21 protein-coding genes and 2 tRNA genes are annotated in these 22,392 nt (G+C 50.5%); 10 read left to right on the top strand and 13 right to left on the bottom strand.

The features are described 5' to 3' along the window. The first annotated feature begins 3 nt into the window (after positions 1–3). From BLP79_RS18860 to BLP79_RS18850, 3 genes are all read left to right on the top strand, one after another. Positions 4–378, top strand: a complete 375-nt coding sequence (locus BLP79_RS18860; protein ID WP_090221241.1) for an RNA-binding S4 domain-containing protein — start codon at positions 4–6, stop codon at positions 376–378. Positions 379–442: 64 nt separating this feature from the next. Further along, on the top strand, positions 443–781 hold the full coding sequence (gene fdxA / locus BLP79_RS18855) for a ferredoxin FdxA (protein WP_090221240.1): 339 nt from the start codon (positions 443–445) through the stop codon (positions 779–781). Between the two features lie 264 nt (positions 782–1,045). Continuing rightward, positions 1,046–1,555, top strand: coding sequence for a CarD family transcriptional regulator (locus BLP79_RS18850; protein WP_090221239.1), 510 nt, complete (start codon positions 1,046–1,048; stop codon positions 1,553–1,555). 53 nt (positions 1,556–1,608) lie between these two features. Here the strand turns inward: BLP79_RS18850 and cobS are convergent, their stop codons facing one another. Continuing rightward, on the bottom strand, positions 1,609–2,367 hold the full coding sequence (gene cobS / locus BLP79_RS18845) for an adenosylcobinamide-GDP ribazoletransferase (RefSeq protein ID WP_090221238.1): 759 nt from the start codon (positions 2,365–2,367) through the stop codon (positions 1,609–1,611). Between the two features lie 102 nt (positions 2,368–2,469). On the opposite strand from cobS, the gene cobT reads away from it, so the two are divergent. After that, complete coding sequence (cobT, locus tag BLP79_RS18840) at positions 2,470–3,486, top strand: nicotinate-nucleotide--dimethylbenzimidazole phosphoribosyltransferase (RefSeq protein ID WP_090221237.1); 1,017 nt, start codon at positions 2,470–2,472, stop codon at positions 3,484–3,486. A gap of 24 nt (positions 3,487–3,510) precedes the next feature. Here the strand turns inward: cobT and BLP79_RS18835 are convergent, their stop codons facing one another. The 3 genes from BLP79_RS18835 to BLP79_RS18825 form a co-directional block, all read right to left on the bottom strand. Then, the gene (locus tag BLP79_RS18835) at positions 3,511–5,394 is read right to left on the bottom strand and encodes a monovalent cation:proton antiporter-2 (CPA2) family protein (RefSeq protein ID WP_090221236.1); all 1,884 of its coding nucleotides are present in this window, start codon (positions 5,392–5,394) and stop codon (positions 3,511–3,513) included. A 66-nt stretch (positions 5,395–5,460) separates the two neighbouring features. Continuing rightward, complete coding sequence (locus BLP79_RS18830; protein ID WP_090221235.1) at positions 5,461–6,684, bottom strand: PAS domain-containing protein; 1,224 nt, start codon at positions 6,682–6,684, stop codon at positions 5,461–5,463. 65 nt (positions 6,685–6,749) lie between these two features. After that, positions 6,750–7,205 (bottom strand): Lrp/AsnC family transcriptional regulator, encoded by a 456-nt coding sequence (locus BLP79_RS18825; protein WP_090221234.1) that lies wholly within the window; start codon positions 7,203–7,205, stop codon positions 6,750–6,752. Between the two features lie 135 nt (positions 7,206–7,340). Here BLP79_RS18825 and hppD point away from each other — a divergent pair, with 135 nt between their 5' ends. Next, the gene (gene hppD / locus BLP79_RS18820; protein ID WP_090221233.1) at positions 7,341–8,441 is read left to right on the top strand and encodes a 4-hydroxyphenylpyruvate dioxygenase; all 1,101 of its coding nucleotides are present in this window, start codon (positions 7,341–7,343) and stop codon (positions 8,439–8,441) included. 59 nt (positions 8,442–8,500) lie between these two features. Here hppD and BLP79_RS18815 read toward each other — a convergent pair whose 3' ends face one another. From BLP79_RS18815 to BLP79_RS18800, 4 genes are all read right to left on the bottom strand, one after another. Further along, positions 8,501–11,272 carry a hypothetical protein gene (locus BLP79_RS18815; protein WP_139163243.1) on the bottom strand — a complete coding sequence of 924 codons (2,772 nt, stop codon included), beginning with the start codon at positions 11,270–11,272 and terminating at the stop codon, positions 8,501–8,503. A gap of 280 nt (positions 11,273–11,552) precedes the next feature. Beyond that, positions 11,553–11,627: transfer RNA gene (locus tag BLP79_RS18810), tRNA-Asn, on the bottom strand. A gap of 155 nt (positions 11,628–11,782) precedes the next feature. Further along, positions 11,783–12,772: a hypothetical protein gene (locus BLP79_RS18805; protein ID WP_090221231.1), complete on the bottom strand. Its 990-nt coding sequence runs from the start codon at positions 12,770–12,772 to the stop codon at positions 11,783–11,785. A 39-nt stretch (positions 12,773–12,811) separates the two neighbouring features. Next, positions 12,812–13,687, bottom strand: coding sequence for a hypothetical protein (locus BLP79_RS18800; RefSeq protein WP_090221230.1), 876 nt, complete (start codon positions 13,685–13,687; stop codon positions 12,812–12,814). A 200-nt stretch (positions 13,688–13,887) separates the two neighbouring features. Between BLP79_RS18800 and BLP79_RS18795 the strand changes: the two genes are divergently transcribed. From BLP79_RS18795 to qatD, 5 genes are all read left to right on the top strand, one after another. Then, positions 13,888–13,963 (top strand) — tRNA-Thr (locus BLP79_RS18795). A gap of 382 nt (positions 13,964–14,345) precedes the next feature. Further along, positions 14,346–16,106: a KAP family P-loop NTPase fold protein gene (locus BLP79_RS18790; protein WP_090221229.1), complete on the top strand. Its 1,761-nt coding sequence runs from the start codon at positions 14,346–14,348 to the stop codon at positions 16,104–16,106. Positions 16,107–16,340: 234 nt separating this feature from the next. After that, positions 16,341–16,865 carry a hypothetical protein gene (locus tag BLP79_RS18785; protein ID WP_090221228.1) on the top strand — a complete coding sequence of 175 codons (525 nt, stop codon included), beginning with the start codon at positions 16,341–16,343 and terminating at the stop codon, positions 16,863–16,865. Then, entirely contained in the window at positions 16,858–18,174 is a 1,317-nt protein-coding gene (gene qatC / locus BLP79_RS18780; RefSeq protein ID WP_157844020.1) for a Qat anti-phage system QueC-like protein QatC, read from the top strand. The genes BLP79_RS18785 and qatC overlap by 8 nt, the downstream gene beginning before the upstream one ends. A 1-nt stretch (position 18,175) precedes the next feature. Then, a complete protein-coding gene (qatD, locus tag BLP79_RS18775) occupies positions 18,176–18,889 on the top strand; it encodes a Qat anti-phage system TatD family nuclease QatD (protein WP_157844021.1) in 714 nt (237 codons plus the stop codon). 131 nt (positions 18,890–19,020) lie between these two features. Here the strand turns inward: qatD and BLP79_RS20100 are convergent, their stop codons facing one another. From BLP79_RS20100 to BLP79_RS18755, 5 genes are all read right to left on the bottom strand, one after another. Next, positions 19,021–19,176: a helix-turn-helix domain-containing protein gene (locus tag BLP79_RS20100; protein WP_157844022.1), complete on the bottom strand. Its 156-nt coding sequence runs from the start codon at positions 19,174–19,176 to the stop codon at positions 19,021–19,023. After that, positions 19,166–19,279 carry a hypothetical protein gene (locus BLP79_RS20095; RefSeq protein ID WP_244516072.1) on the bottom strand — a complete coding sequence of 38 codons (114 nt, stop codon included), beginning with the start codon at positions 19,277–19,279 and terminating at the stop codon, positions 19,166–19,168. Before BLP79_RS20095 ends, BLP79_RS20100 begins: the two co-directional genes overlap by 11 nt. 174 nt (positions 19,280–19,453) lie before the next feature. Continuing rightward, positions 19,454–20,626: a DUF3644 domain-containing protein gene (locus tag BLP79_RS18765; protein WP_090221225.1), complete on the bottom strand. Its 1,173-nt coding sequence runs from the start codon at positions 20,624–20,626 to the stop codon at positions 19,454–19,456. Between the two features lie 378 nt (positions 20,627–21,004). Then, positions 21,005–21,721, bottom strand: a complete 717-nt coding sequence (locus BLP79_RS18760; RefSeq protein ID WP_090221224.1) for an RNA-dependent RNA polymerase family protein — start codon at positions 21,719–21,721, stop codon at positions 21,005–21,007. A 230-nt stretch (positions 21,722–21,951) separates the two neighbouring features. After that, on the bottom strand, positions 21,952–22,392 hold a 441-nt coding region (locus BLP79_RS18755), incomplete at its 5' end, for a hypothetical protein (protein ID WP_211477640.1).

The raw sequence follows: 22,392 nt of genomic DNA, 5'->3' as shown, positions 1-22,392 counted from the left end.
TTGATGCCCGAAGCGGTTGCCAAGATCCGCATTGACAAATGGCTGTGGCAGGCGCGTTTTTTTAAAACGCGCACGCTGGCAGCGAAACAAGTCAGTGCGGGCCATGTGCGACTGAACGGGCAGAAAGTGCATAAACCTGCTCAGAACGTTTCTATTGGGAACGTTCTGATCTTTGCGCAAGGTTCACAAATGCGGCAAGTGCGTATCGAAGCTCTGGGAGAACGGCGCGGACCCGCGCCAGAAGCACAGGGATTGTACTTTGATATGACTGAAAAACAGGACAAAGTGCCGCGCAATCCGCGCTATGAGGGAAAAGGTCGTCCAGATAAGAAAGAGCGCAGGGCGCTTGATCTTACTCGACGTCTTGACACTCTTTGAAGGCTTGAAGAACAGGCCCCGCTGAATTAGCTAGACGCCAAACAGTAAACGGAATCTTTGATCGATGACCTACGTCGTTACAGATAACTGCATCGCCTGCAAATACACCGATTGTGTTGAGGTGTGCCCAGTAGATTGTTTCTATGAGGGTGAGAACACGCTGGTTATTCATCCTGACGAGTGCATTGATTGTGGCGTCTGCGAGCCCGAATGTCCGGCAGATGCGATCCGCCCTGATACAGATGCGGATATGGACAAATGGGTTGAGTTTAATCGGAAATATGCTGAACTCTGGCCAGTGATCCTTTCAAAGAAAGATCCGATGCCTGGTTATGAAGAGCGTGATGGCGAAGAAGGTAAATTGGAGAAATATTTCTCTGAGGCGTCTGGCGAAGGCGGTTAAAACCGTTTTTTTAGGTTCAATTTTAACGCCTAACAGCCAAAAACTGTGTGTGACAAGGAGAGCGCCTTTTAGAGGCGCCTTTTTTGTGTTATACTGCTTCGAGTAGTTGAACCATCTATAGGCCGCATCGCGCACTGAAAGAGTTTGCGCGTGCAGGTCTGTTTTTGCGACGGGGTGCGTCTTATCGAGCAAGTTTGCTCTTTAAGGTTATTTCCGTTGTTCTATTGCCGTAGCCGTCACGGCAAAAAGCGAGGAAAGACCTATATGACCAAATCGAAGAAGCTCGACTTCCGCCCCAATGAGTATGTCGTCTATCCGGCGCATGGGGTGGGACAGATCATTTCGATTGAAGAGCAGGAAGTTGCAGGGTTTGCGCTTGAGCTTTTTGTGATTACCTTTGAAAAAGATAAAATGACCCTGCGTGTGCCAACCAATAAAGCTGTTGAAGTTGGTATGCGTTCGCTGAGCTCTCCTGATGTGATTGAGCAGGCGATGAAAACGCTTCGCGGTAAGGCTAAGGTGAAACGTGCCATGTGGTCTCGCCGTGCGCAGGAGTATGAGCAAAAGATCAATTCTGGTGATCTGATTGCTATTGCTGAGGTCGTGCGCGACTTGCATCGTACAGATGATCAACGTGAACAGAGCTACTCAGAACGTCAGCTTTATGAAGCAGCACTTGAGCGCCTGACGCGTGAAGTTGCGGCCGTTTCAGGGAATGATGAGGTTGTTGCTGCTAAGAAGGTAGATGACGTATTGACCTCGCGTGCTGCGTAAGTTCATCCTTAGAAATTGAACATTTCAGAAAGCCGTCTCTTGCAGGCGGCTTTTTATATAAGCAGCATCAAAACAATAAGCATCGCAATTTCGCTCAGTTGCTGGCACGCGCCCAAGACATCCCCTGTTTGACCGTTAATTTTCCGCCGAGCGATTGCGCCGATGGCAAGAGTTGTACAGGCGGCCGTAAATGTAAGCGCAAAAACGGTTGAGATATTTAGAAATGCACAGGCAAAACCAATGGCGAGCAGAATTGCAATACTGCAATAGCGACCTTCCGGGCGGCCAACGCTTTGCGACAGGCCTGAGCTGCGTGCGTGGGGGAGATACCGCATAAGAGCGGGCATTGTGGCGCGTGACAACATCGCAATTGCAATCCCACTCCAGAGCCCACCAGTGCTGAACAGGGCCGTATAACACAGCCCGCGCAGCGACACCGAAATGATGAGAGCCAAGACGCCATAGGTTCCGATCTGGCTGTCTTTCATGATTTCCAAGCGTCGCTCTGGTGTGAAACCACCCCAAAACCCGTCAGCCGTGTCGGCCAGACCGTCCTCATGCATCGCACCGGTCAGCAGCATTTGACCTGCAACAAATAGAACGGCAGTCACTGGCGCGATAAGGCCAAAACTTAGCAGACCGTAGGCCAATAGACACAAAGGAACAGTGATTATGGCCCCGACCAAAGAAAAGCTCCAGGTGGAGATTGATTGACGATTAAAGGTTTGTGAATGTAGGGGAGGGAGCGGCAATCGTGTGAGCAACACCATAGCAACTAGAATATCGTAGCTTTTTATGTCGATTTTGGGCATTGCGCTACCTTTAGTAGGGTTGCGGAGGGGGTTCGGGCCTGTAAACACATTGTGACCGCTTTAAACGCGTCGACCACTCAGATGCAACGAGGCAGAAAGATAATGTTGCCAGAATTAAAATCACTAGAGCAGTTTCGTTCGCTGCTTGCTGCAATGCCAGGCGTTGATCAGGCTGCTGAACTAGCCGCTGCTCAGCACAACGGTAAATTGACAAAACCTCCAGGGGCGTTGGGGCGCCTAGAAGATCTTGCGATTTGGTATGCAAGTTGGCGGGGGAACCCACAACCCGAACTCAGCGCACCGCAGGTCATTATCTTTGCTGGGAACCATGGCGTGAGCAGACAGGGGGTGTCTGCGTTTCCGTCCGAAGTTACAGCCCAGATGGTTTTGAACTTTGAACATGGGGGCGCAGCCATCAACCAGCTGGCCCGCCTTGCCGGAGCGAATTTGGATGTCATCCCATTGGATCTGGAGCATCCAACGCAAGACTTTACAAAAACAGAGGCGTTGAGCGAATCTGATTTGATTGCGGCGTTACAGACTGGTTGGGCAGCTGTTGATCCAGCATCTGATCTTTTGGTGGTGGGTGAGATGGGGATCGGAAACACCACTTCTGCGTCAGCTTTGGTTCATGCGCTCTTTGGTGGTGAAGCTATTGCTTGGACAGGTCGCGGCACTGGCGTGGACAACGAAGGCCTGGCGCATAAGGCTGAGATTGTTAAGCAGGGTGTTGCGCTGCATCGGCCGCATATCAAAGACGGACTAGACGCATTGCTGTGTCTGGGTGGGCGAGAAATCTCTGCAATGGTTGGGGCCATTGCCGCTGCCCGACTGCTTTCTATACCTGTTATTCTTGATGGGTTCATCTGCTGTGCGGCAGCTGCATGTTTGAGCAAAGTTGCCGATGGTGCGCTGGATCATACCGTTGCAGGGCATCAAAGCGCTGAAGTTGCGCATCAAATGGTGCTGCAGAAAATTGGTAAGGTTCCACTTCTCAGCCTTGATATGCGATTGGGAGAGGGCTCAGGCGCGACTTTGGCGATTCAATTGCTCCGTGGCGCAATTGTTTGCCACAGTGGTATGGCAACCTTTGCCGAAGCAGGCGTTTCTGACGCGTAATTCTATGGCCTGCGAAGCGCGAGACTAACCAATGTCTTGCGCTTCCTTTTTCTCTGAAAGTGCCATCAGCGCGGCTTCCAGATCCTTCTCAAGCTCTTTTGAACGTGCAACGTAAGCTGGGTTTCGGCTGGATGGCGTGCCTGGTACCCATAACTGGGCGAGCTCGCGGATCGTTTGTCGATCATGCGCGAAGAAGGTCTGCTCCGCCTGTGCAGCTTCATATTCGCTGAGGCCCACATTCTCTAAGACATAGCGACCGGCGCGTAGAGAGGTATCAAACATCTCGCGAACAATATCATCCGCTCCCGCTCGATACAGCTCGTAAACATGATTGCGATCTCGTGCTCGTACGATAATGTGTAGATCTGGGTTGATGCGCCGTGCATAAGCGGTAAGCGTGACCGAGCCTTTGGGATCATCCAGTGCAACGACCAACACGCGGGCGGTGTCTATCCCTGCCGCTTTGAGCAGTTCTGGGCGCGTTGGGTCGCCCAAAAACCCTTTTACACCAAAGCGGCGCATGAGCTGGATTGCTTCCATATCATGATCAAGCACAATTGTTTTAAAGCCGCTTGCCCGTACCAAACGGTTTACGATTTGACCAAAACGGCCGATGCCCGCGATGATAACAGGACCGACTTCATCAATTTTATCAGCTTTAATTTCAGCTTTTGCATCCGAGAATTGTTTGGAAAGTATATCATACAGGATGAAGAGCAGGGGCGTGATCAACATCGACAATGCGATGACCAGTAATAGCTTTTCAGACAAGGCAATGGGGATAAGGTTAAGTTGCCGACTAAAGGCAAGCAACACAAATCCAAATTCACCCGCTTGCGCAAGACTCAAAGTGAATAGCCAGTGATTGCGATGATTTAGGCCAAAGGCGCGCCCTACACAATAAAGGACCAACCCTTTTATGACGATGACCAAGAGGGCGAGCCCGATCAGGTCGGCTGGGCTTTTGAGAAAAAGCTGGTAGTTGATTCCCGCACCGACAGTGATGAAAAACAATCCGAGCAGGAGCCCTTTGAAAGGATTGAGATCGCTTTCCATTTCATGGCGGAATTCAGAGTTTGCAAGCACAACACCCGCCAAAAAAGCACCAAGGGCTGGCGACAGGCCAACAAGCGTCATCAGAAAAGAAATACCGACGACGATCAGCAAGGCCAGAGCAGTGTACATTTCACGTAGATTTGCGGCGTGGATAAAGCGAAAAACGGGGCGTGTTAGATAAATGCCTGCCAGAATGATTGCTGCAATGGAGCCTAGTGTTACAAGCGTTACACCCCAACCAGGTAGCCCTTCAACAAGGGATAAATGTGCCTCGTGATGTCCGGCGGCATCAACTGCTTCGCGATGGAGTGATCCATCTGTTGCGATCGTCACGGGGGCGCTAATCGCAAGTAAGGGCAACAAAGCAAGGATTGGAATAACAGCGATATCCTGTGTCAACAGGACTGCAAATGTTGCACGGCCCCCACCGGTTTGCATAAGACCCTTTTCCGACAGTGTTTGAAGAACAATCGCAGTCGAGGAAAGGGAAAGCGCGAGTCCTATAGCAAGGCCAACCTGCCAGTTTAATCCTGCAAGCATTGCAGCGCCCATAAGTGCGACTGTGCTGGCGCCCACTTGCAGCCCACCAAGACCGATCAGTTTATGTCGCATCGCCCAAAGTGCGCGGGGTTCAAGTTCGAGACCGATTAAAAATAGCATCATCACGACGCCAAATTCAGCGAAATGCTGCAGGTCTTGCGTCTCAGCGCCAACCAATCCCAAAACAGGGCCGATTAATATGCCCGCCGCCAGATAACCCAACACAGATCCCAGCCCAAGCCGAGAGGCAATTGGGACGGCGATAACGGCTGCAGCAAGGTAAATCGAAGCTTGGTAGAGAAAAGTATGCATTCTCTAATAAGGCCTTGATACTGCGCTGTTTGCAATCTCTACCCCGCTGCTAATTTTAGGATGAGCCTATTTTTCTTCAGATGAACGAATTTCTGAGCTCAAGGAGGATATACGGTCCAACCTATGGGAGATTCTTTCTTGAAATGCGCCCAGTTGGTCAATGATATCCGACAGGGTTTCTCCGGATTGCGGTAGGCGCGCACTTTCAATCTTACAGAGCACACGCGTGGAGCTGAGGCCAAGAAAATGGCGATGCATAACCTGACACGCCCGAACAATGCGTTCGGCTTCAGTATCAACGGAGGCCATGCCTTTTTGGGCGCGCTTTGCCTGACTCTTCACAAGGCAGCCAAGAATTTTGCGTTCTTTGTCCATGTCAATTTTGCCAAGCGAGCGTTGCTCTGACTGCAGTTGTGTATCGCACTCAACCAGAACCCGCCCCATGCATTGAATAAAAAGGCTTTCTTCGACAGAAGCACGAATGGCTGCGAAATTGCTATTTTTTCCCATCACATGTTTTGAAAACCAATCACCCATCTCGCGAGACATCGCGCCATAGTTTTGGGAAAGTACGGTTACCGGGCCGCCTGAAGGTTCGATACGAGATGCAATGACTCGCAGATTATGTGGGATAGTGTGCATCGCATCAAAATCTTGGATCAACCCTTCCGTTTCCTGCAACAGTTTGCGCGCGTTTGTCATCATTTCACGCAAGCTCGAAATTTTGCTGTCTTGCGGTTTATTCAGGCCAGAATCGCGGGCCATTAGCTCTTGGCATAGGGCGTCCACTGCAAATTGATGGTAGCTCTCAAAACCTTTTTCGGCCAGCCAGGTTTCAAGCAGCATGGCGCTATCTTCAGGAGAAAGACCTTCTTCTTGCTCTAGCTTCAGCAGTTTCGCGTAGAGTGTCTGTATCTCTGCAAATTGTTTGCTGGATGGTTTGATACGCGCAGAAAGAAACCCATCTTCACAAGGCACAACCACCGCATAGACCCAGTAGGTGAGGCCATCTTTTGCCAGGTTTTTGACATAGGCACCCATGGTTTTGCCCTGCTGGATCGTTTCCCAAAATAAATGGTAAACACCGCGTGGCATATCTGGGCTTCGAATAACCTTGTGGGGTGCTCCGATCAGTTCGTCCCACTCATAATTGGACACGCGCTGGAAGATATAGTTTCCGGCCTCAATCACGCCGCGTTGATCTGTCCGAGAAAAGAATACTTCATTCAGCGCAAATGGGGCTTCGCCTGTTGTAGGACGGACTTCAATGCGACGATCTATGAATGACACGGGCGAGGATCCAATACTGTTGTATATTCTACTCGTGGTAATACGCGTAAAGCCTTCCTAACTGGTTAAGTTGGTAAAGGAGCATCGCGTTTTAATTGCGCCATTACGATTTGGCTGTGAACGCGCGCAACGATTTGGTGTGAAAGTAGAATTTCATGAAGCAATGTGTTCAATTCGTGTAAATCCTGACAATAAACCCGCAAAAGATAATCTGCTTCCCCCGTCATGGTCCAAGCAGAGGTGATTTCTGGACGCGTTTCTATCAAGCGGGCAAAGGTTCTTGATTGTTCCGGGCCATGACTGGCCAGTTGCACTTGGACAAATCCCTGCACTGCCAATCCAAGCTTATTGGGATCTAGGCGTGCCGCATACCCAAGGATATAGCCTTCCGCCTCAAGCCGTTGCCGTCTTCGTCCAGCTTGGCTTGCGGATAGATTCAAGTGTTCACCAAGTTCCTGTGCAGTTAAATGTGCGTTTTGTTGGAGAGCAGCGAGGAGTTTTGTATCTGTTTGATCAATCATATGCGGCCTTGTTGTGTGATTTGTGAAAATATTGCGGAATTCCCGCATATTAATCTACACACATGCTGTGATTGCGGCAAATATGCATATGGAAAGCGATAATCTACGTGTAAGAGTTACACGAGGAGACTTCCTATGGGACCATTTCCCCACGATGCCCCAAAATCTGTGATTTCCGCAGAAAACCCTGCGGGCACAGATGGATTTGAGTTTGTTGAATTTGCACATCCAAACCCTGAAGAACTGCGAACACTGTTTGCGCGTATGGGGTATGAATTGGTAGCGCGGCACAAGGAAAAGCCGGGAATTGAGCTTTGGCAACAAGGGGATATTACCTACATCCTGAATGCTGAGCCGAGCAGCTTCGCTGCGCAGTTCGTCCAAGAACACGGCCCTTGTGCACCGGCTATGGGGTGGCGTGTTGTTGACGCACAAAAGGCCTTTGAACATGCGGTCTCTAAAGGGGCTGAGCCTTATGTAGGTGACGACAAAACGATGAACGTTCCAGCGATCAAAGGGATCGGTGGCTCGCTGATCTATTTCATTGATCAGTATTACGACACCTCACCCTACAATGAAGAATTCGAGTGGCTGACTCAGTCCAAGCCGCGCGGTGTTGGTTTTTTCTATCTCGATCACCTCACTCATAATGTCTTCAAGGGCAACATGGATAAGTGGTTCAGATTCTATGGGGATCTCTTCAACTTTCGTGAAATTCGGTTCTTTGACATCCAAGGGAAATTTACGGGATTGTTCAGCCGCGCCTTGACGTCGCCCTGTGGACGTATCCGTATTCCAATCAATGAGGACCGTGGAGAAACTGGGCAGATCGTCTCATACCTTAAAAAATACAAAGGTGAAGGGATCCAGCATATCGCGGTTGGAAGTGATGATATCTATAATTCGACCGATATTATTGCAGAAAAAGGCATTACCTTTATGCCGCCCCCTCCCGCAGCTTATTATGAGATGAGCCGGGACCGTGTGGCCAACCATGAAGAGCCGTTAGATCGGATGCAGAAGCATGGTATCTTGATTGACGGTGAGGGTGTCGTCGATGGCGGTGAGACCCGTATTCTGCTGCAAATTTTTTCCAAGACAGTTATCGGGCCGATTTTCTTTGAATTCATTCAACGCAAAGGGGATGATGGATTTGGCGAAGGTAACTTCAAAGCGCTCTTTGAATCGATTGAGCGAGAACAGATTGAAAATGGCGAGATTAGCGCAGCTGAATAATAAGCTTAACATCTAGTAAAAAGCGGGCCAATGGCCCGCTTTTGTGTGTCCAGGAGTGTTTAGCCGTTCGGCATTGCAAGCGTCAAATCGCGACCTCGTTTTTGGTACCGCAGTTGGTCTGTACCAATCGCTACGACCCGACCGCCATCAATGGTGTCACCGACGCCAACACGTTTCAAACGACCAGATGGTAAACGAACAATTGCGCGTCGGTTTGACGCTGTGCCTGACACGCCAATCAGATTAACCTTGCGCAGATTGATCGCGCCTCTGACGGTTGCCTGACGAGTCGCGGATGCGCTGCTGGGCTGTTGTGGTGTGATTGCCGCTGCGGCGGGCACTGCTACGGTTGGTGTCCGTTCTGCTTCTCGGCGGGCGCGGTTGACCAGACGGTTGAAGTTTGCAGGACGACTGCGGGGGCGCGCTGACGGAGCGATTGAAGCAACTTTAACAGGTTCTTCTTCTAATACTTCCGGTGCAGGTGCCTGATCCACCGCTTCTTCTAGCGCTTGTTGAACGGCTATCTGTAAACGAGCGGGACGCGTGCGCGGACGTTTGGATGCCAGGGCTGCCAGACGTGTCTGTTCTTGCTGTATTCTTTCGCGTTCTTGCTCCAAGCGTTCAAATTCAGCTTGCAATGCTGTAGGGCGCGCGCGTGGTCTTTTGCCAGAAGGCACCGATGCTATGGCAGCTTCGGTGGGTTGTTCTGGCTGGGCTTGCGCTGGACGCTGCGGTGGTACGTTACTTGGGCGCCCCAAAAACACCATAACCCCATCGGGGTTTAATGTGCCTTCGGGTGTGGCCGTTACCAAACCACGATCATCCAGATCAAAGCTGTCGTCGCTGGTCGCTGCCTCAGCACCAACAGCCGGGGCGGGTTCGACTGCATTTGGATGACTGTCGGTTTCATACAACGGAGCCAGTGGAAGCGATACTGCATCTGATGCAAGATTTGTGCGATCCAAAGATGCAACGTAAATTTTTTCATGTTTCGGTTGCGTTGGAAGGGCAGGGCTTTTGGGGCTGGTTTGCCAAATTCCAGTGGCTGCGTATCTAGCGATCTGTGCCGGGACTTCTGTTAATGATGATGTGAGCACCTCGGCTTTATTATCCAAAGGTGTGTCTTCCTGCTCAGGCGTGACCGTTGCAGATTGGAGCGGTTCTGTGCGCAGGGGCGCAGGAATTGGGACTGCAGGTGTGTCTGGAGAGATGTCACCTAGGCTTGCGATTTGCTGACTTGGTAGCGTGGGAGTAGGGGCGTTGGGTGTTTCTGAGGGTGCATTAGGGAGCACCTCAACACTGAGATCTGGAGCTTTAGGTTCTGCTATCGTTGCGGCAGGTGCAAGGGTCGCAGGAAGTGAAAGCTCTGAAGGGGTGACCGGCTCAGGCAGGGTTGTCGGTTGAAGACGTGATTTCTCGGGTTCAGCTTTCAAAAGCTCAAGATCACCTGATTGCAGCGCAAAGGTTGCCACAGCGATCATAAACAACAACAATACACCAATCAGGCCGACAAGTAAAAACCGGGGTTTGCCTCCAACGGTTGGCTCGGCTGTTGCAGCAAGCGCGGTTTCCCGAGGGGAGATTTGCGTGCTGTTGGGGGGGGGGCCGGCTTCTGACGGTGGCAGAGGATTGTGCGCCGCAAATTTTGTGGCATCAAATTCAGGAATTTTGCCTTGCTCTGCCGTTGCGCGAAGCTTGTTCTGTAAGACAGGTGGAACTTCGATAGGTTTTGGGGCGGCAGCAGCCTTTGCAGCCTCTCTCATTGCTGCAATCTGGGCGGCAACGGATGGCATATCATGCACGGGAGCGGGCGGTATCGCAGCGGCGGTTTTCGGCGGCTCGAAATCTCGTTTTGCTGCGCCCAAAGCGGAGGAGGCGGCCAAGGTGGGAGCTGCGGTTGGTGCGGCTCCAAGAGCAATGTTTGTCTTTGGCGGTGTGTGTGTTGCTACCGATTGTGGTGCGGGCGCAGCAGCAGGTGTGCTACCTGCACGGCGGCTGATAAACCCAGATGTTGCCGTGGCCTCTTCTTCGGGCGCCTCTTTAGCGGGTGAAACGTCTTCTACATCTGTTTCTTGGGCAGGTGGGCTATCGGGCTTTGCGTCCTCTGGACGGGCGAGATCAGAAGCCGCTTCTGCCTGCGTTTCTTCCTTTTCGGTGACATCCTCTTCCTCCACATCTTTTTCTAGATCCGGATTAGCTTCAGTTGAGGTCTCAGAGAGGGGAGGGGATGTTTCCGCGACGGGATCCGGATCAGCGGAGGGTGTTGGTTCGTCAGGTGTAGAGGGGGTTATTGCGGGGGGAGGAGAGCCTAAATCGACAAGAGCTTGGGTATCTCTTTCCACAGCGATCCCTAGGGCAGCCTGAGCTGTTCCAAAAAATGGCTCGCCAGAAAAGGATTGGCCGCTGGGGGTCGCGACAAAACTCACAGGTGTGAACTTATGTTCGGTTGCAAAGGCTTCGGCTTCTGCCAACGTCTCAAGTGCCACAGCCGCGATGTGGGTGAACGCGCCGTCCTCTGAGATATCAAGGGCGAGTTCATCCACGCTATATGGTGTCGCTCCTTCAAGTGCGGCGCGTGCTTGGATAAAGCGTGTCTCGCTGTTGGCCGTACCCGTTTCGATTGTCAGAAAGCGAATTTGGTCATCAGGAATAATGAGTTTACACTGGATCTCAGTATCGGAATTGGCACCCTTAGCGCGCAGGTCGTCTAATGCGCTGCTTAAATCGGAGGAGCTAAAAGGCACGGTTCCTAAATTGTACCAACCAGATTGGGCGCGTTCGTACAAAATTATGCCATCTGCCGACAAAGAAAGTGCAAAATCGGGTTTCATCTTTGGGTAAACCATCCAAAACCATTTGAACCATGGAAAACCGTATCAGGTTTCCCGCCATTCCCGAGATCTTAAAGGAGAATTAACCCAAGTGAAAGAACCAGTGCAGCCAAACCTTGCGAAATGGCAAGTCATTGCCTTGGGGAGACAAGTTAGCGTTTGGGTCTCTTTAAATTGGCAGGGGCTAAATATTAGAGGGCGCTGTTAGAACGGGGTGGTGAAAAACAAAAAAACGCCCAAAAGGGCGTTTTTTATGAAGTCAATCATCGTATTATGTGATTGGCTCCGACGGTAGGGATCGAACCTACGACCAATTGATTAACAGTCAACTGCTCTACCGCTGAGCTACGTCGGAATGTAGCGACCGTATAGGCAGTTCCTTTGGAGGCGTCTAGTGGAAAGTGCAGTTTTTCAGTATCTTTTTTCGCAGTCCGAAAATATCGCGCCGTAAATAGTCTACGCGGGTTGCATGCCTAAGTGGAAAGAGGGGTTTCCCACTACAGTAGAAGGTCAGCGGATCCAGTATCCCTCGGCTTTGATGCGTTTTCGAATAGCGTTTTCACGCTTGGGTAAGTTGTTTTGATCAAATAGTGCACGGACTTTGGCACCTTTGCCTTGGTAGACCATACGCTTGATTGGATCATGTCGTTTGAGAATGCGTTTTAACCAGTTGGGAGCCGTGATGTGTTCAAGCGCCTTTACGGTGCGATCGCTTTCACGGGCATATAGTAGCGGGAAGAGGCGATAATGACAGCTCGTGTGCCCATCAAGATATCCAGCAGGTAGGGTGTCGCGCCCGCCACCAAGGCTGTGAATGACAAGTGGCAGCGCGACTTGGTCCAGCCAGGGGTTAAGCGACTGACCAATCAATTCACGTGGCAAGTCACGCTTAAGCGTCTCTGCATATTGCAGAAACCGCGTGCCAAATGTTCTGGGGCAGGACCCGTAGAAAAAGCCTGCGTTGAAATAGAGATAGCGTTTCCAATACCCTTCGGGCTGTTTTGGGTCGAGGCTGCTTTCAAAATCCAGACCAAAGCGCGTGTAAAGAGATTGCCAGATCTTGGTGTGGCCGGGGCCGTAAAGCGTAGGTTTGGGCCATGTTCCTTCCCGTCGTAGGGAAGCTGAGGGTCTGGTGAAGTCAAAAGGAACATCGCAGATTTCATTGGTAATCAGCGTGTCGCTGTCAAAAAATATGAACGGTGCCTCAGGGGGCAAAACTTTAAGAGCTTCGATTTTATTGCCGTGTTTGTAGCGCTCCCCAAATACTTTGTTCTCAAAAGGGACAATCTCAGCTCCCAATCGTGATAGAGCTTGGATAACCTCATCGTCTTTCAGGCTTGGATCTTCGGTCCACAACGGGCCTATTTGAGGCACGGCAACAATCAAGCGCCCCTGAAATTTTGGCGAATATTGGCGAAGTGAGGCCGCGAATAGCAGCGCTTCGTATTGTAGACGTCCAGCCTGAGCTACAATTAGAATGTTAAAAGAGCACAGAGACATAGCTGCGGAGATATCCAATCGATTTAAGTCGCCTCAAGATCAAGGGGCAATCAATGTGACGCCGTCAAGAGTGCTGATTAGCTGTAGATCGTCTTCGTAGCGTTGTGTGGCTTCTTCAATCAACACTTCACTCCATTCGGGCACATCAAGCTCTTCTTCAAGAGCATCATCTTCGGCGTATTTATCTAGAAAGGCCGCATAAACACGTCTCTTATGTGGTTCGCTAATCGTATCATGAACTTTCAGATACGCGCGCAAACGACGCATTCCCTCACGTGACATGACAGAGGCAAGGACATCTAGCCCCCCTTGAAGCCGGGTTCCTTCAGGTAGCCCACCAATATGTCGCAGGATTGAGGCCCAGATAAACGGTAAATCCTCGTAACACCATACGGTGATTGGCACTGTTGGTGCGCTGCTACGAAGACGGATTAAAAGATCAGACCATCTTGTCTGACGAGGGTCACAACCATGTCGCAGTTCATGTGCACGTTCTGGTGCGGCGTCGCGCAGCAACGTCGGGATAAAGGCCGCAGGATTGCGCAAGGTCAGGTGGATATGCAAGTCATCGTCAGGAAAGAGGTTTTGCGTCAGCGCGATACGATGTTCCGCAGCCGGGTAAAGCACGTTGTCTTTCAACGCCTGACGTCTGGATCCCCAAAAATTCACATTGGAGAGCACGACACGCTCAGCAGTTTCCTCGTCTAAAATTGCATCCCAAAGTGCGCCATTCGTTTCCGGCGCAAATGCTCCTTGCTCCAGCGCTTCGAGACACTTGCGTAAAAGAGCACGATACCGCCCGGGGCCAGGCACGACCGTTGCGTTATTCGCAAACGTTGAACGGTTGCGCAAAAGGGTTTTGAGCAAGCGATCCTCTTCAGTTCCATGTGCGCCACAATGAATAATAACCTGCATGGGCCCTCAGTACGTCTTGTCTTGTGATACTCTCTTTACCATTCGCAATATTTCCCGTCGTTTTGATGGGGAAATCAAGGCCACTTCATGTCGAAAGTGAGAGTGAAAGGAAGGCGTTAGGAGGAAAATTGATTTTTGTGATGAAAACTGCATTTTTTCTCTTGTGCTCGATTATAGGTTTCTTTAAACGCACCGCCAGTGCCCCTATAGCTCAGCTGGTAGAGCAACTGATTTGTAATCAGTAGGTCCGCGGTTCGAGTCCGTGTGGGGGCACCATATAATCTAAATTATGTCATTAATATCAGCAATCTAGCTGTTTCGCGACTTTCTCAATCCACCCTGCTATCCACCCATGCAGATTGCTAGTGGGCAACATCAAAGTTTGAACCTGGGCACAGTTTATTTGTGTGCAGCCATTGCAGCTGCCCGAAAGTGGATGCCTATCACTTTTGTGTCTCCCCACCAGTGAATGCGGTGCGTTCAGAACCGAAGGAACTGAAGATTTAGGTGCGATGGCGAAGCTGTTCCTTCCCAGTCTTGGTAGTTTCGACGCTGCCGCTTGATCTATTGCTTGATGGCTTGCGCAGTTTCCACGTGCAGGCTTTACAGTTGCACATCTTTGAGGTGATTGTGCCTCCGTATAGTTTAGGAATTTTCTATGTGGTCCGATAACGAAACTCGCAACGACTATTTGAACCATTCTGAAGTCGCAGAAATGATCTGCGAAATGATCTCAGATGACACACTCTTGCCCCTATCGGTGGGGGTCTATGGAGGGTGGGGTGTTGGAAAGTCGAGCATCCTACAACTGGTAGATAAGCAACTCGCCAGAGATGGGGATACCATCGTTATTGAATTCGATGCATGGCTGTACCAGGGGTTTGATGAAGCAAAAGCGGCCTTGATGACCGTCATTTCTCAAGCTCTCATTGCGGAGGCGCCTGAAAGTCTACAGGAGCAAGCAAAAGGGCTGTTCAGACGAGTTAACAAACTCAGGCTTCTAGGCCTAGGTGCTGAGGCCGGAATGGCTGCACTAGGGCTGCCCACCTTCGGCTTCGTGTCACGGGCAATCACGTCTGGTGGAGATGCACTTTCCGGAGAAGGAGATGAAGAAGACCTTAAGGCTATTCAGGAGGGCGCGGCCGCTGCATCTAATAAGATGAAGGGGCTGATAGATCCGAAGGAAGTTCAGTCTCCGCCTGAAGAGATTGCTGCATTTAAGGCAGAGTTTTCATCTCTTTTAAAAGACCTAGATAGACGTCTGGTTGTCTTTGTAGATAACTTGGATCGCTGCCTTCCAAAGACCGCAATCGAAAATTTGGAAGCAATGCGGTTGTTTCTTTCCCTGCCGAATACTGCATTTGTTGTTGCAGCAGATGTTGACATGGTTCGGCACGCAGTTGCCTCTCACTTTGCAGGTGCATCAAAAAAACACGTTGATGATTACCTAGACAAACTAATTCAATTTCCTGTCGCAGTACCAAGGCTTGGCCTCCAAGAAGTTCAGGCGTTTTTGTGCATGCTGGTATTGTCTAGATCCTCTACAGTGGATGCTGAGGCTTTGGAAAACGCGCGCACCTACCTGCTGGAAACAATTCAAAAATCTTGGTCAGGGAGTGAAGAGTTCTCACTACATAGGCTAGTCGAAATAGTTTCCGCGAATGCTGATTTGACGACACAGATCGAGAACGTCGTAAGGATAGCTCCGACGCTTGCTCAATCCAAGGCAGTTCTAGGGAACCCCAGAATAATTAAAAGGATGATGAATACGGTACGAATGCGGCATGGACTTGCAATTAGGCGGAAAATGAATTTGGACGAAGCTGTCATTGCAAAGATCTCTTTGTTTGAACGGTGTACAAGTGAAAGAGCATTCGGTGACTTGCTAAAGCTCGTGAACGCTTCTCCAAAGGGGAAGGTTAAAGGGTTAGCCTCAAATAGTTTGGAAAAAATTGCAAGCTCAACATCTGGATTTCCGGAGAGCTGGCATGATCATAAGGACTTCATCGCTGAGTGGGGACAACTTTCACCCGATCTATCCAATACAGATTTGCGAGCCGCTGTATATTTGGCCAGGGAGACCCTGCCACTTCAAATTAAAAACGCAGCCCTCTCCCCGGATACGATCAAGGCAATTTCAGCTCTATTAAAAATTGCTACAAGAACTTCAAAGGCTGCTGAAGTCGCAATTGATCTAATTCCGGCGGACGAGAGACCTGCCGCGATGAGTGAGCTAATCAATTCCCTGCGCCAAGATGGTGATTGGTCTCGCAAACGTGCAGACGTCAATGGTGCTGTAGTACTTGCCACTAAGCACCAAGAGACAAGAGATGAACTGGTGCGGTTCCTATCAAGCATCCAGCAGCCCGCTGCTTGGCTGAAGCGCCTGACCGAAACACTACAGGATGGGAGCCTATAATGGGGACCTCTGCATCTTCCAAGGGCGGTCGAGGTCGCAATCCGTTGGTCCCTGAATGGGCAGATGACCAACCCGGAGCGCCACAGCCAACATCCGATCCAAACCGATACAGGTCCTTCAGAAAGAGCTTTGGTGATTACGTTTCAGGGGGTGGCGGTAAAGCTCCCCTAGAGAAATCACTGGGGAGATTTGCGCGACAAGCCTCGGGGGGGGGCTGGCATTGGCCCGAGGCGATTGGGTCGAGTAATCTCATCTGGTGGTTCATTTGGCGAAACGCTGAAAAATATTGCCGATGGTAACGACGTCGAAGGATTGGATGCCAGTCGCTACACGGGAAAAACTGTAGATCAGTTTGCGCAAGCGATTGCTGAACATGTAGGTGGCGACAGCCCCGATGCGGACATTATCTGCGTTGCTGTTCAGGAAGCAATTGAGCAGGCGCTTGATCTTGACACTGACTTCGATCCGAGCTCGCTAACCGACGACAATATTGCTCAAATCATGATAGAGTACCTTTCGCAGTCAATTTTTCAAATTGTTGTTAATGACGCTGGAAACTCTTGGAGCCGATCTAAGGATGTGGTGAATACCGCTAGATGTGAAGCGGAAATATTGGATCTGACAAGAGAACACGTTGAACAGTCGTTTGCCGCACAGGTACAGCAAACGGGCATTAATCTAGGATCAGAAGCAGTCGAAAAATATATGCGCACGGCAGCTCAACACGTTTGGGAAACTTGGGAGCGCTATGATGACTAAATGTGTAGCACATTTTCAAACTGAAGAAATTCAGAGAACTAAAAACATAGCCGACAATTGCCGAGTTGTTCGACTGTACGATACCTGCCACCACATAGCCAATGCAGGGTTCATAGGTAAAACTGTACCTGATAAAGTTGAGCGCTTGGGCGCCCCAACGTCGACCGCTGCTTATGACTTTCTGACTATTTCGATGGCAGTCACAGCAGCCGATACTTTTTTCCGCAGGGAGGATGTCTCTCAGAACGGCTGGGCGCGCGATTTTGAACTCCATGTGCCACTCGTGCAGCCAGCCAAATGGGCAGCGGTTGAGCCGTTGTTGCGGAAAATTCTAAACTTTCTGACAGGTGATAGTTGGGCGTTTACCTTTCTGCCGAACGGCCCTTCCAAACCCAACGCGGTTGGGGGGCGACTTAGGAAAAAATCCAACCTGACAAACGTCGATAGCGTATGTCTGTACTCTGGAGGGTTGGATAGCTGGCTTGGCGCAAAGCACCTCACCGCAGGTGGTAAAAATCCAATCCTTGTCAGTCATTCTTACCCGCAAGACGCCCGGCGACAGAACTACTTATATGACCGTTTAGGGTACCCCCTCCAGCGGTTTTCCCTCAATGCTAGCCCGAGACAATCGGGAAGCGCTAACGATACAACGATGCGTGGAAGAAGTTTCAATTTTCTCGCAATGGGAGCAGTTTGTGCAGATGCTGTGGCTGAGCTCAACGGGCTTAATCAGGTGCCCCTTTACATACCCGAAAACGGCTTTATTGCGTTGAACGCCCCGCTAACACCACGGCGCGTTGGATCGCACAGCACACGCACTGCTCATCCGAATTATCTGTCTCAATTGCAAGAATTGTTCTCGCGTGTCGGCATAAGAGCTAACATTGGCAATCCGTTCTGGACCTTGACCAAGGGTGAAATGATGAAGAACGCGGCACTGACTGCGGATGATCAGCGACACGCTTGTCAGACAGTTTCATGCGGCAAGTGGAAACGAAAGAGTGAACAGTGTGGCCGTTGTCTACCCTGCCTGATACGTAGAGCGTCATTCCACAAAGCGGGGATAGTAGACAGTACACCATACACCTACTCAATCCCCCAAAACTTTGCTGAACGTGACGGCACCAAGAAGGACGATCTCATGGCGGTTATCAGGTCCGTTCGTCAAACGACAAAGAAGCAGCGGCTCGTGAACGCACTCAAGTCCGGTCCGCTTCCAATCGATAGTACCGAGCGCCGGGCGTGGCTTTCTGTCTATGAGCGGGGCCTTGAGGAAATGGGTGATTTTCTCACAAGCCAAGGCGTGTAGCGTGATTGATTTTCATTGTCATCTTGACTTGATGAAAGATCCTGCAAAAACGGTGCGGGAACTGGAAGTCGCTCAAATTTACGTTCTATCTGTAACTACCGTTCCGAAGGCCTTCCCGAAGACATCTCGGTTGGTAAAGGTTAAGGGGCGAATTAGAACTGCCCTTGGCTATCATCCACAACTTGTTGGTGAACGGCCCAATGAGTTGCCGCTTTTTGAGAGGATGCTACATGAAACTCGATATGTCGGTGAGGTTGGGTTAGACGGCGGAAAGGAGTTCACGAAATCACAATCGTCTCAAGCAAAGATTTTCTCAGAAATTCTCTCTCTTTGCAGATCTGACGGCTCTAAGATTGTATCTATTCACAGCCGCCACGCAGCGGATGCGGTGCTTGACAAAATCGAAGAGCATCCGGGCTTTGGTGTTCCAGTCCTGCATTGGTTTACCGGGAACCGTTTTGAACTGGAGAGAGCAATCAAGCTGGGGTGTTGGTTTTCTATTGGTGCTCCAATGTTGCGCACTGCTAAAGGAAAAGCTACTGTCGCCAAAATGCCCAGTGAACGTATTTTGACGGAGACCGATGCGCCGTTTGCAAGTAGCAATATCTCTTCATCATTGAGCGAAGCAACCAAAGGGCTCTCGAACATTTGGCGAATGGATGCCATAGAAACGGCAAATACTCTGAAGTCAAACCTAGCAACTCTTGTCGCCTGAAAGTTTATTTCAGACAACTATCGCCCAAACTATTGTGGAATGCCAGTTGGGGGAAAATGCACCCAACGAGCTCCATCAGGGATGACATTCAAGGTGGCATTGCGCCTGCTAAGCGTGGCGTCAGAAGCTGTTTAAGAGAGTGAGCGGTCTGTAGAGTGTAGATTGGGGGGCCTTTTGAGCAGTCGATAGACAGTCGAGCGTCCAAGAGAAAGGTCTTTAGCGATTTTCGCTGGTTTGATCCCCTTAGCGTACAACAACAGAACTTGTTGGGTCGTGCTATCTGGCACCGGAGCGCGGCCCTTGTACCTTCCAGCCGCCTTTGCCTTCACGCTGACGTTCCAGCATCATCTCGCGTTCAAACTGGGCCATCGCGGCGAACATGGTCAGCATCAGTTTACTACGCCCCGAGACCACGCCGTTTTACGCAGTCCTGACAATATTTTACATCGAAACGTATCACGCCTCAACTGCAATCAAGGATTTACTTCTGTGAAGCCTCTGATCAATTAGCTAACTGCTAGACGATGGCCAATCGTGGCTTTATCATGTGGTCAAATACTTTGCTTAAGGGCGCGTCCAGCCCTCTTCTAGCTTTTCGATAACCTTCTCATACCAAGCATCGTACCAGTACCATTTATTGGCCACCCAAACCCCGTAACCTTTACCTAGCTCACGGGCATTGAGCTGATCGACTAGTTTGGTGTGATCGTATTGCCCGAAGTTGTGGCCCGCTGCTTTTGCTTTTGCGACGATTTGGGAAGGTAAGTGCTTGGGTTTTTCGGTTTCCTTCAATAGCACGCGCTCGGCGGCCTCCGCCTCTGGCGATCCGGGTTTCACAAATTCAATTGCCAAGTCGGATTTGGATGCTTTTCCTGACAGTTTAGGAACAAATGCCACGCGGTAACGGAACTTAGGATCGGCCTGCTCTTCTTCAGTCAAGCCGTTATGGAAGTTTTCCATGGCCGTTTCCAAGTTTGAGGGAAGGTCTTGTCCAATTAAGCCAGCACGCTGCGTCCCATCGAAAGTGACGAATTGCAGGGCGATTGGTAGACGCTTCTCCAGTGCAAACTCTCTGCCAAACAATGATTTGATCGCGTCGTTGAAGTTGATGCAGCAAGCTTGGAGTTTGGCGCTCAACGCGTCATCTATCCTGTTTGTCGATTGGTGCTCGATCTCGTGGCGGATTTCGGAAAGGAAGTTCAGATTGTCCACCACACCTTTATCAAGAGGACATTCACCGTGGGCAACGCATTTACCTAGCTCCCAGTGCTTATCCGCACCATTCTTCGTTTTCTGGACTGCGCCATTCACTTTATAGCGGTAGTCGATACCCCTGCGCTTGTAGTACGCGTGCATCAGATACGTCCAAGCGATGATCGCTGTGACGATAAACAGTTCGGCTCTAAAGAACAGACCTGCGCTGTTGAAAGTATGAACGGCAGCGATCATGGCTTCACGGGCTTTGATTAACAACTCATCACCTTTGAAGTGTAGGCCAGTTGAAGGATCGACGTCGGGCCACGCTGTTAAAAAGGCATCCAGCTCTTCATCTGTTGCGGCTCTAACAGCAACATGCTTCGTCTTGTCTCGAATTTCAGAAATGCGCGCATGGTTTATCGACCGAGTTGGTCGAGAAAAGTACGCCTGTATGTCTTGCGGAACGTAGTTTTTCGTCAGCATTGCCTTCACAATGGCAACTTCCCACTTTTCTAACTTGTTTCTGGCTCTGCGTAGCATCGATTTCGCTCCCCTTTTGGGGCACCCTAGACGCGATCAACTTCGCCTTCTAGTTGCTTTCTCTAGGATCGATCCGACAGCTTTAGAGCTCTTTTCCGATCGTTGGTTTACTCCAACCGAACGGCAACGCTGCACCTCGTGTCATGCCTTACCAAGTTGAAGGCGGATTTCAACCGTAGGCGTCAGCGCTCAACGCTTGGGCATAATTAAAGGTGCCGATTTGCTTGCCAGCCGACGACGGTAACCGAACAAGGGCAAAATGAACTATAGAAACGACATCTGAGACATTCGCTGGAGCAGGTTTAAGGCGGCCAGCAGAACTGCGTTATCGACAAAACGGGAAATGGGCCGAGTGATTTTCCCGGCCCTATTTCTACATTAAGTCAGAGATCGAAGGATGGACCTAAATGCAAACTGTGTAGCGGCAGTTTCTTCGTAGAGAACTTCTTCAAGCAGCTCGCGAACCAGACCCTTGATGTCATCTGCGCGCTTAAACGCTTCGGCCCATCCAAGGACATAGCCCTTTACCTCCTGCATGGCCTGTTCGCGCACATCACGCGTTACATTTCTGGTGAAGCGGCAGTGCGGTAACAGCTCGGCGATCTTAGCTTGGAATTGCTCCTTCTTCCTGTCCGCGACATCAACCTCAACGTAACTGTTCCGTCCTTCGCTATGCCATTTTAGGCGGTATCCAAGGAATATGAACCCTTGGCTGATGTGCCTTGTGCTTTGCGTGCGCCGAAGCCTGAATGCGCCGTATGGACTGCACCTTGCGGCGCTAACCAAGGGTTCCGCCAAGCTGTTGACGTCCTCTCGGTTCTGCCCGAACACAGCGATGTTATCGCAGTAGGCGATCATGACCTGTCCACATAGGGCAAGCGTTTCAGCTTCGGACATGATCTGACCTACGATGTATTCCGACAGAAAGGACGACAACGCCGACCCCTGTGGCACCCCAAAACGGTCGAGTAAGTTTCGGCTTAGGGCGGCTCCGCCCGATGTCCGCATCAGAACACCAGACGACAATACTGAACTCTCAACTACTGCCCGTGGGAGCATATGCAGTTGTTCATGCAGTATATTGGTGGGCGACATGCGCCCGCCTTTCTCCCCGAGGGGAAAATCGTCATAGATGTGAACTGCCCCCACCTGTGCAGACTTTCGAACAGCACGCGGCTAATCACAAGAATGAGCCCAAACGTGAATTCACACTTTTTGTCCCAAGTGGTGTTTTGGCTGAAAGGACATGTTGGTTTTGCAACGCAACGAAGAACCAACATGCACTTCTTGATGAGCCTCAGATGCTTATGTCGAGTCGTATAGCCTCAAAGCCATTGATCAAACACGAATGCATCGGCGTGATCTTCACCAATATCGATATCATAGAGCGAACTATTCGGGGAAGTCGTCACAGGTGCGCTAGGTGATTGCAGCTCTGCGATGTGCTCTTCGCCCCCAATGATGATTTTGAAAGGATCGGCAAAGTTGTTGGTTTCGTCTGTTTCCGCGAACTTGTTGCCCGCATCAACATGAGCATATGCGTAATATATGCCGGGGCCCAGATCATCTGGTAACTGAAAATAGTTTCCTGAGCTTGTGAACTTCAGCTCACGCTCTTGCACCAAGGTCATAGTGTCAAAATCGCTGGCACTTGTGACTTCGATTTTTTCGTCGGACAGGTAAATCCGGGTGAACGCCATGGTATCGTCAAGGTTCTGGTTTCTCGAGTGGTCATGGTAGACCCGAAGGCTCGGCTGCTCTCCAAC

This window comes from Epibacterium ulvae (assembly GCF_900102795.1).
Classification (GTDB): Bacteria; Pseudomonadota; Alphaproteobacteria; order Rhodobacterales; family Rhodobacteraceae; genus Epibacterium; species Epibacterium ulvae.
The sequence above is the reverse complement of the archived record's forward strand: the minus strand, read 5'-3'. Positions and strand labels throughout refer to the sequence as shown.

Excerpts from the sequence above, each read along its gene's own strand:
- BLP79_RS18860 (WP_090221241.1), top strand. The coding sequence starts at position 4 with ATGCCCGAAGCGGTTGCCAAGATCCGCATTGACAAATGGCTGTGGCAG.
- BLP79_RS18825 (WP_090221234.1), bottom strand. The coding sequence starts at position 7,205 with ATGATTGATCAAACAGATACAAAACTCCTCGCTGCTCTCCAACAAAAC.
- cobT (WP_090221237.1), top strand. The coding sequence starts at position 2,470 with ATGTTGCCAGAATTAAAATCACTAGAGCAGTTTCGTTCGCTGCTTGCT.
- BLP79_RS18815 (WP_139163243.1), bottom strand. The coding sequence starts at position 11,272 with ATGAAACCCGATTTTGCACTTTCTTTGTCGGCAGATGGCATAATTTTG.
- BLP79_RS18765 (WP_090221225.1), bottom strand. The coding sequence starts at position 20,626 with ATGCTACGCAGAGCCAGAAACAAGTTAGAAAAGTGGGAAGTTGCCATT.
- BLP79_RS18790 (WP_090221229.1), top strand. The coding sequence starts at position 14,346 with ATGTGGTCCGATAACGAAACTCGCAACGACTATTTGAACCATTCTGAA.
- BLP79_RS18760 (WP_090221224.1), bottom strand. The coding sequence starts at position 21,721 with ATGTCGCCCACCAATATACTGCATGAACAACTGCATATGCTCCCACGG.
- cobS (WP_090221238.1), bottom strand. The coding sequence starts at position 2,367 with ATGCCCAAAATCGACATAAAAAGCTACGATATTCTAGTTGCTATGGTG.
- BLP79_RS18800 (WP_090221230.1), bottom strand. The coding sequence starts at position 13,687 with ATGCAGGTTATTATTCATTGTGGCGCACATGGAACTGAAGAGGATCGC.
- BLP79_RS18805 (WP_090221231.1), bottom strand. The coding sequence starts at position 12,772 with ATGTCTCTGTGCTCTTTTAACATTCTAATTGTAGCTCAGGCTGGACGT.
- hppD (WP_090221233.1), top strand. The coding sequence starts at position 7,341 with ATGGGACCATTTCCCCACGATGCCCCAAAATCTGTGATTTCCGCAGAA.
- BLP79_RS20095 (WP_244516072.1), bottom strand. The coding sequence starts at position 19,279 with ATGCTGACCATGTTCGCCGCGATGGCCCAGTTTGAACGCGAGATGATG.
- BLP79_RS18850 (WP_090221239.1), top strand. The coding sequence starts at position 1,046 with ATGACCAAATCGAAGAAGCTCGACTTCCGCCCCAATGAGTATGTCGTC.
- BLP79_RS18835 (WP_090221236.1), bottom strand. The coding sequence starts at position 5,394 with ATGCATACTTTTCTCTACCAAGCTTCGATTTACCTTGCTGCAGCCGTT.
- qatC (WP_157844020.1), top strand. The coding sequence starts at position 16,858 with ATGACTAAATGTGTAGCACATTTTCAAACTGAAGAAATTCAGAGAACT.
- fdxA (WP_090221240.1), top strand. The coding sequence starts at position 443 with ATGACCTACGTCGTTACAGATAACTGCATCGCCTGCAAATACACCGAT.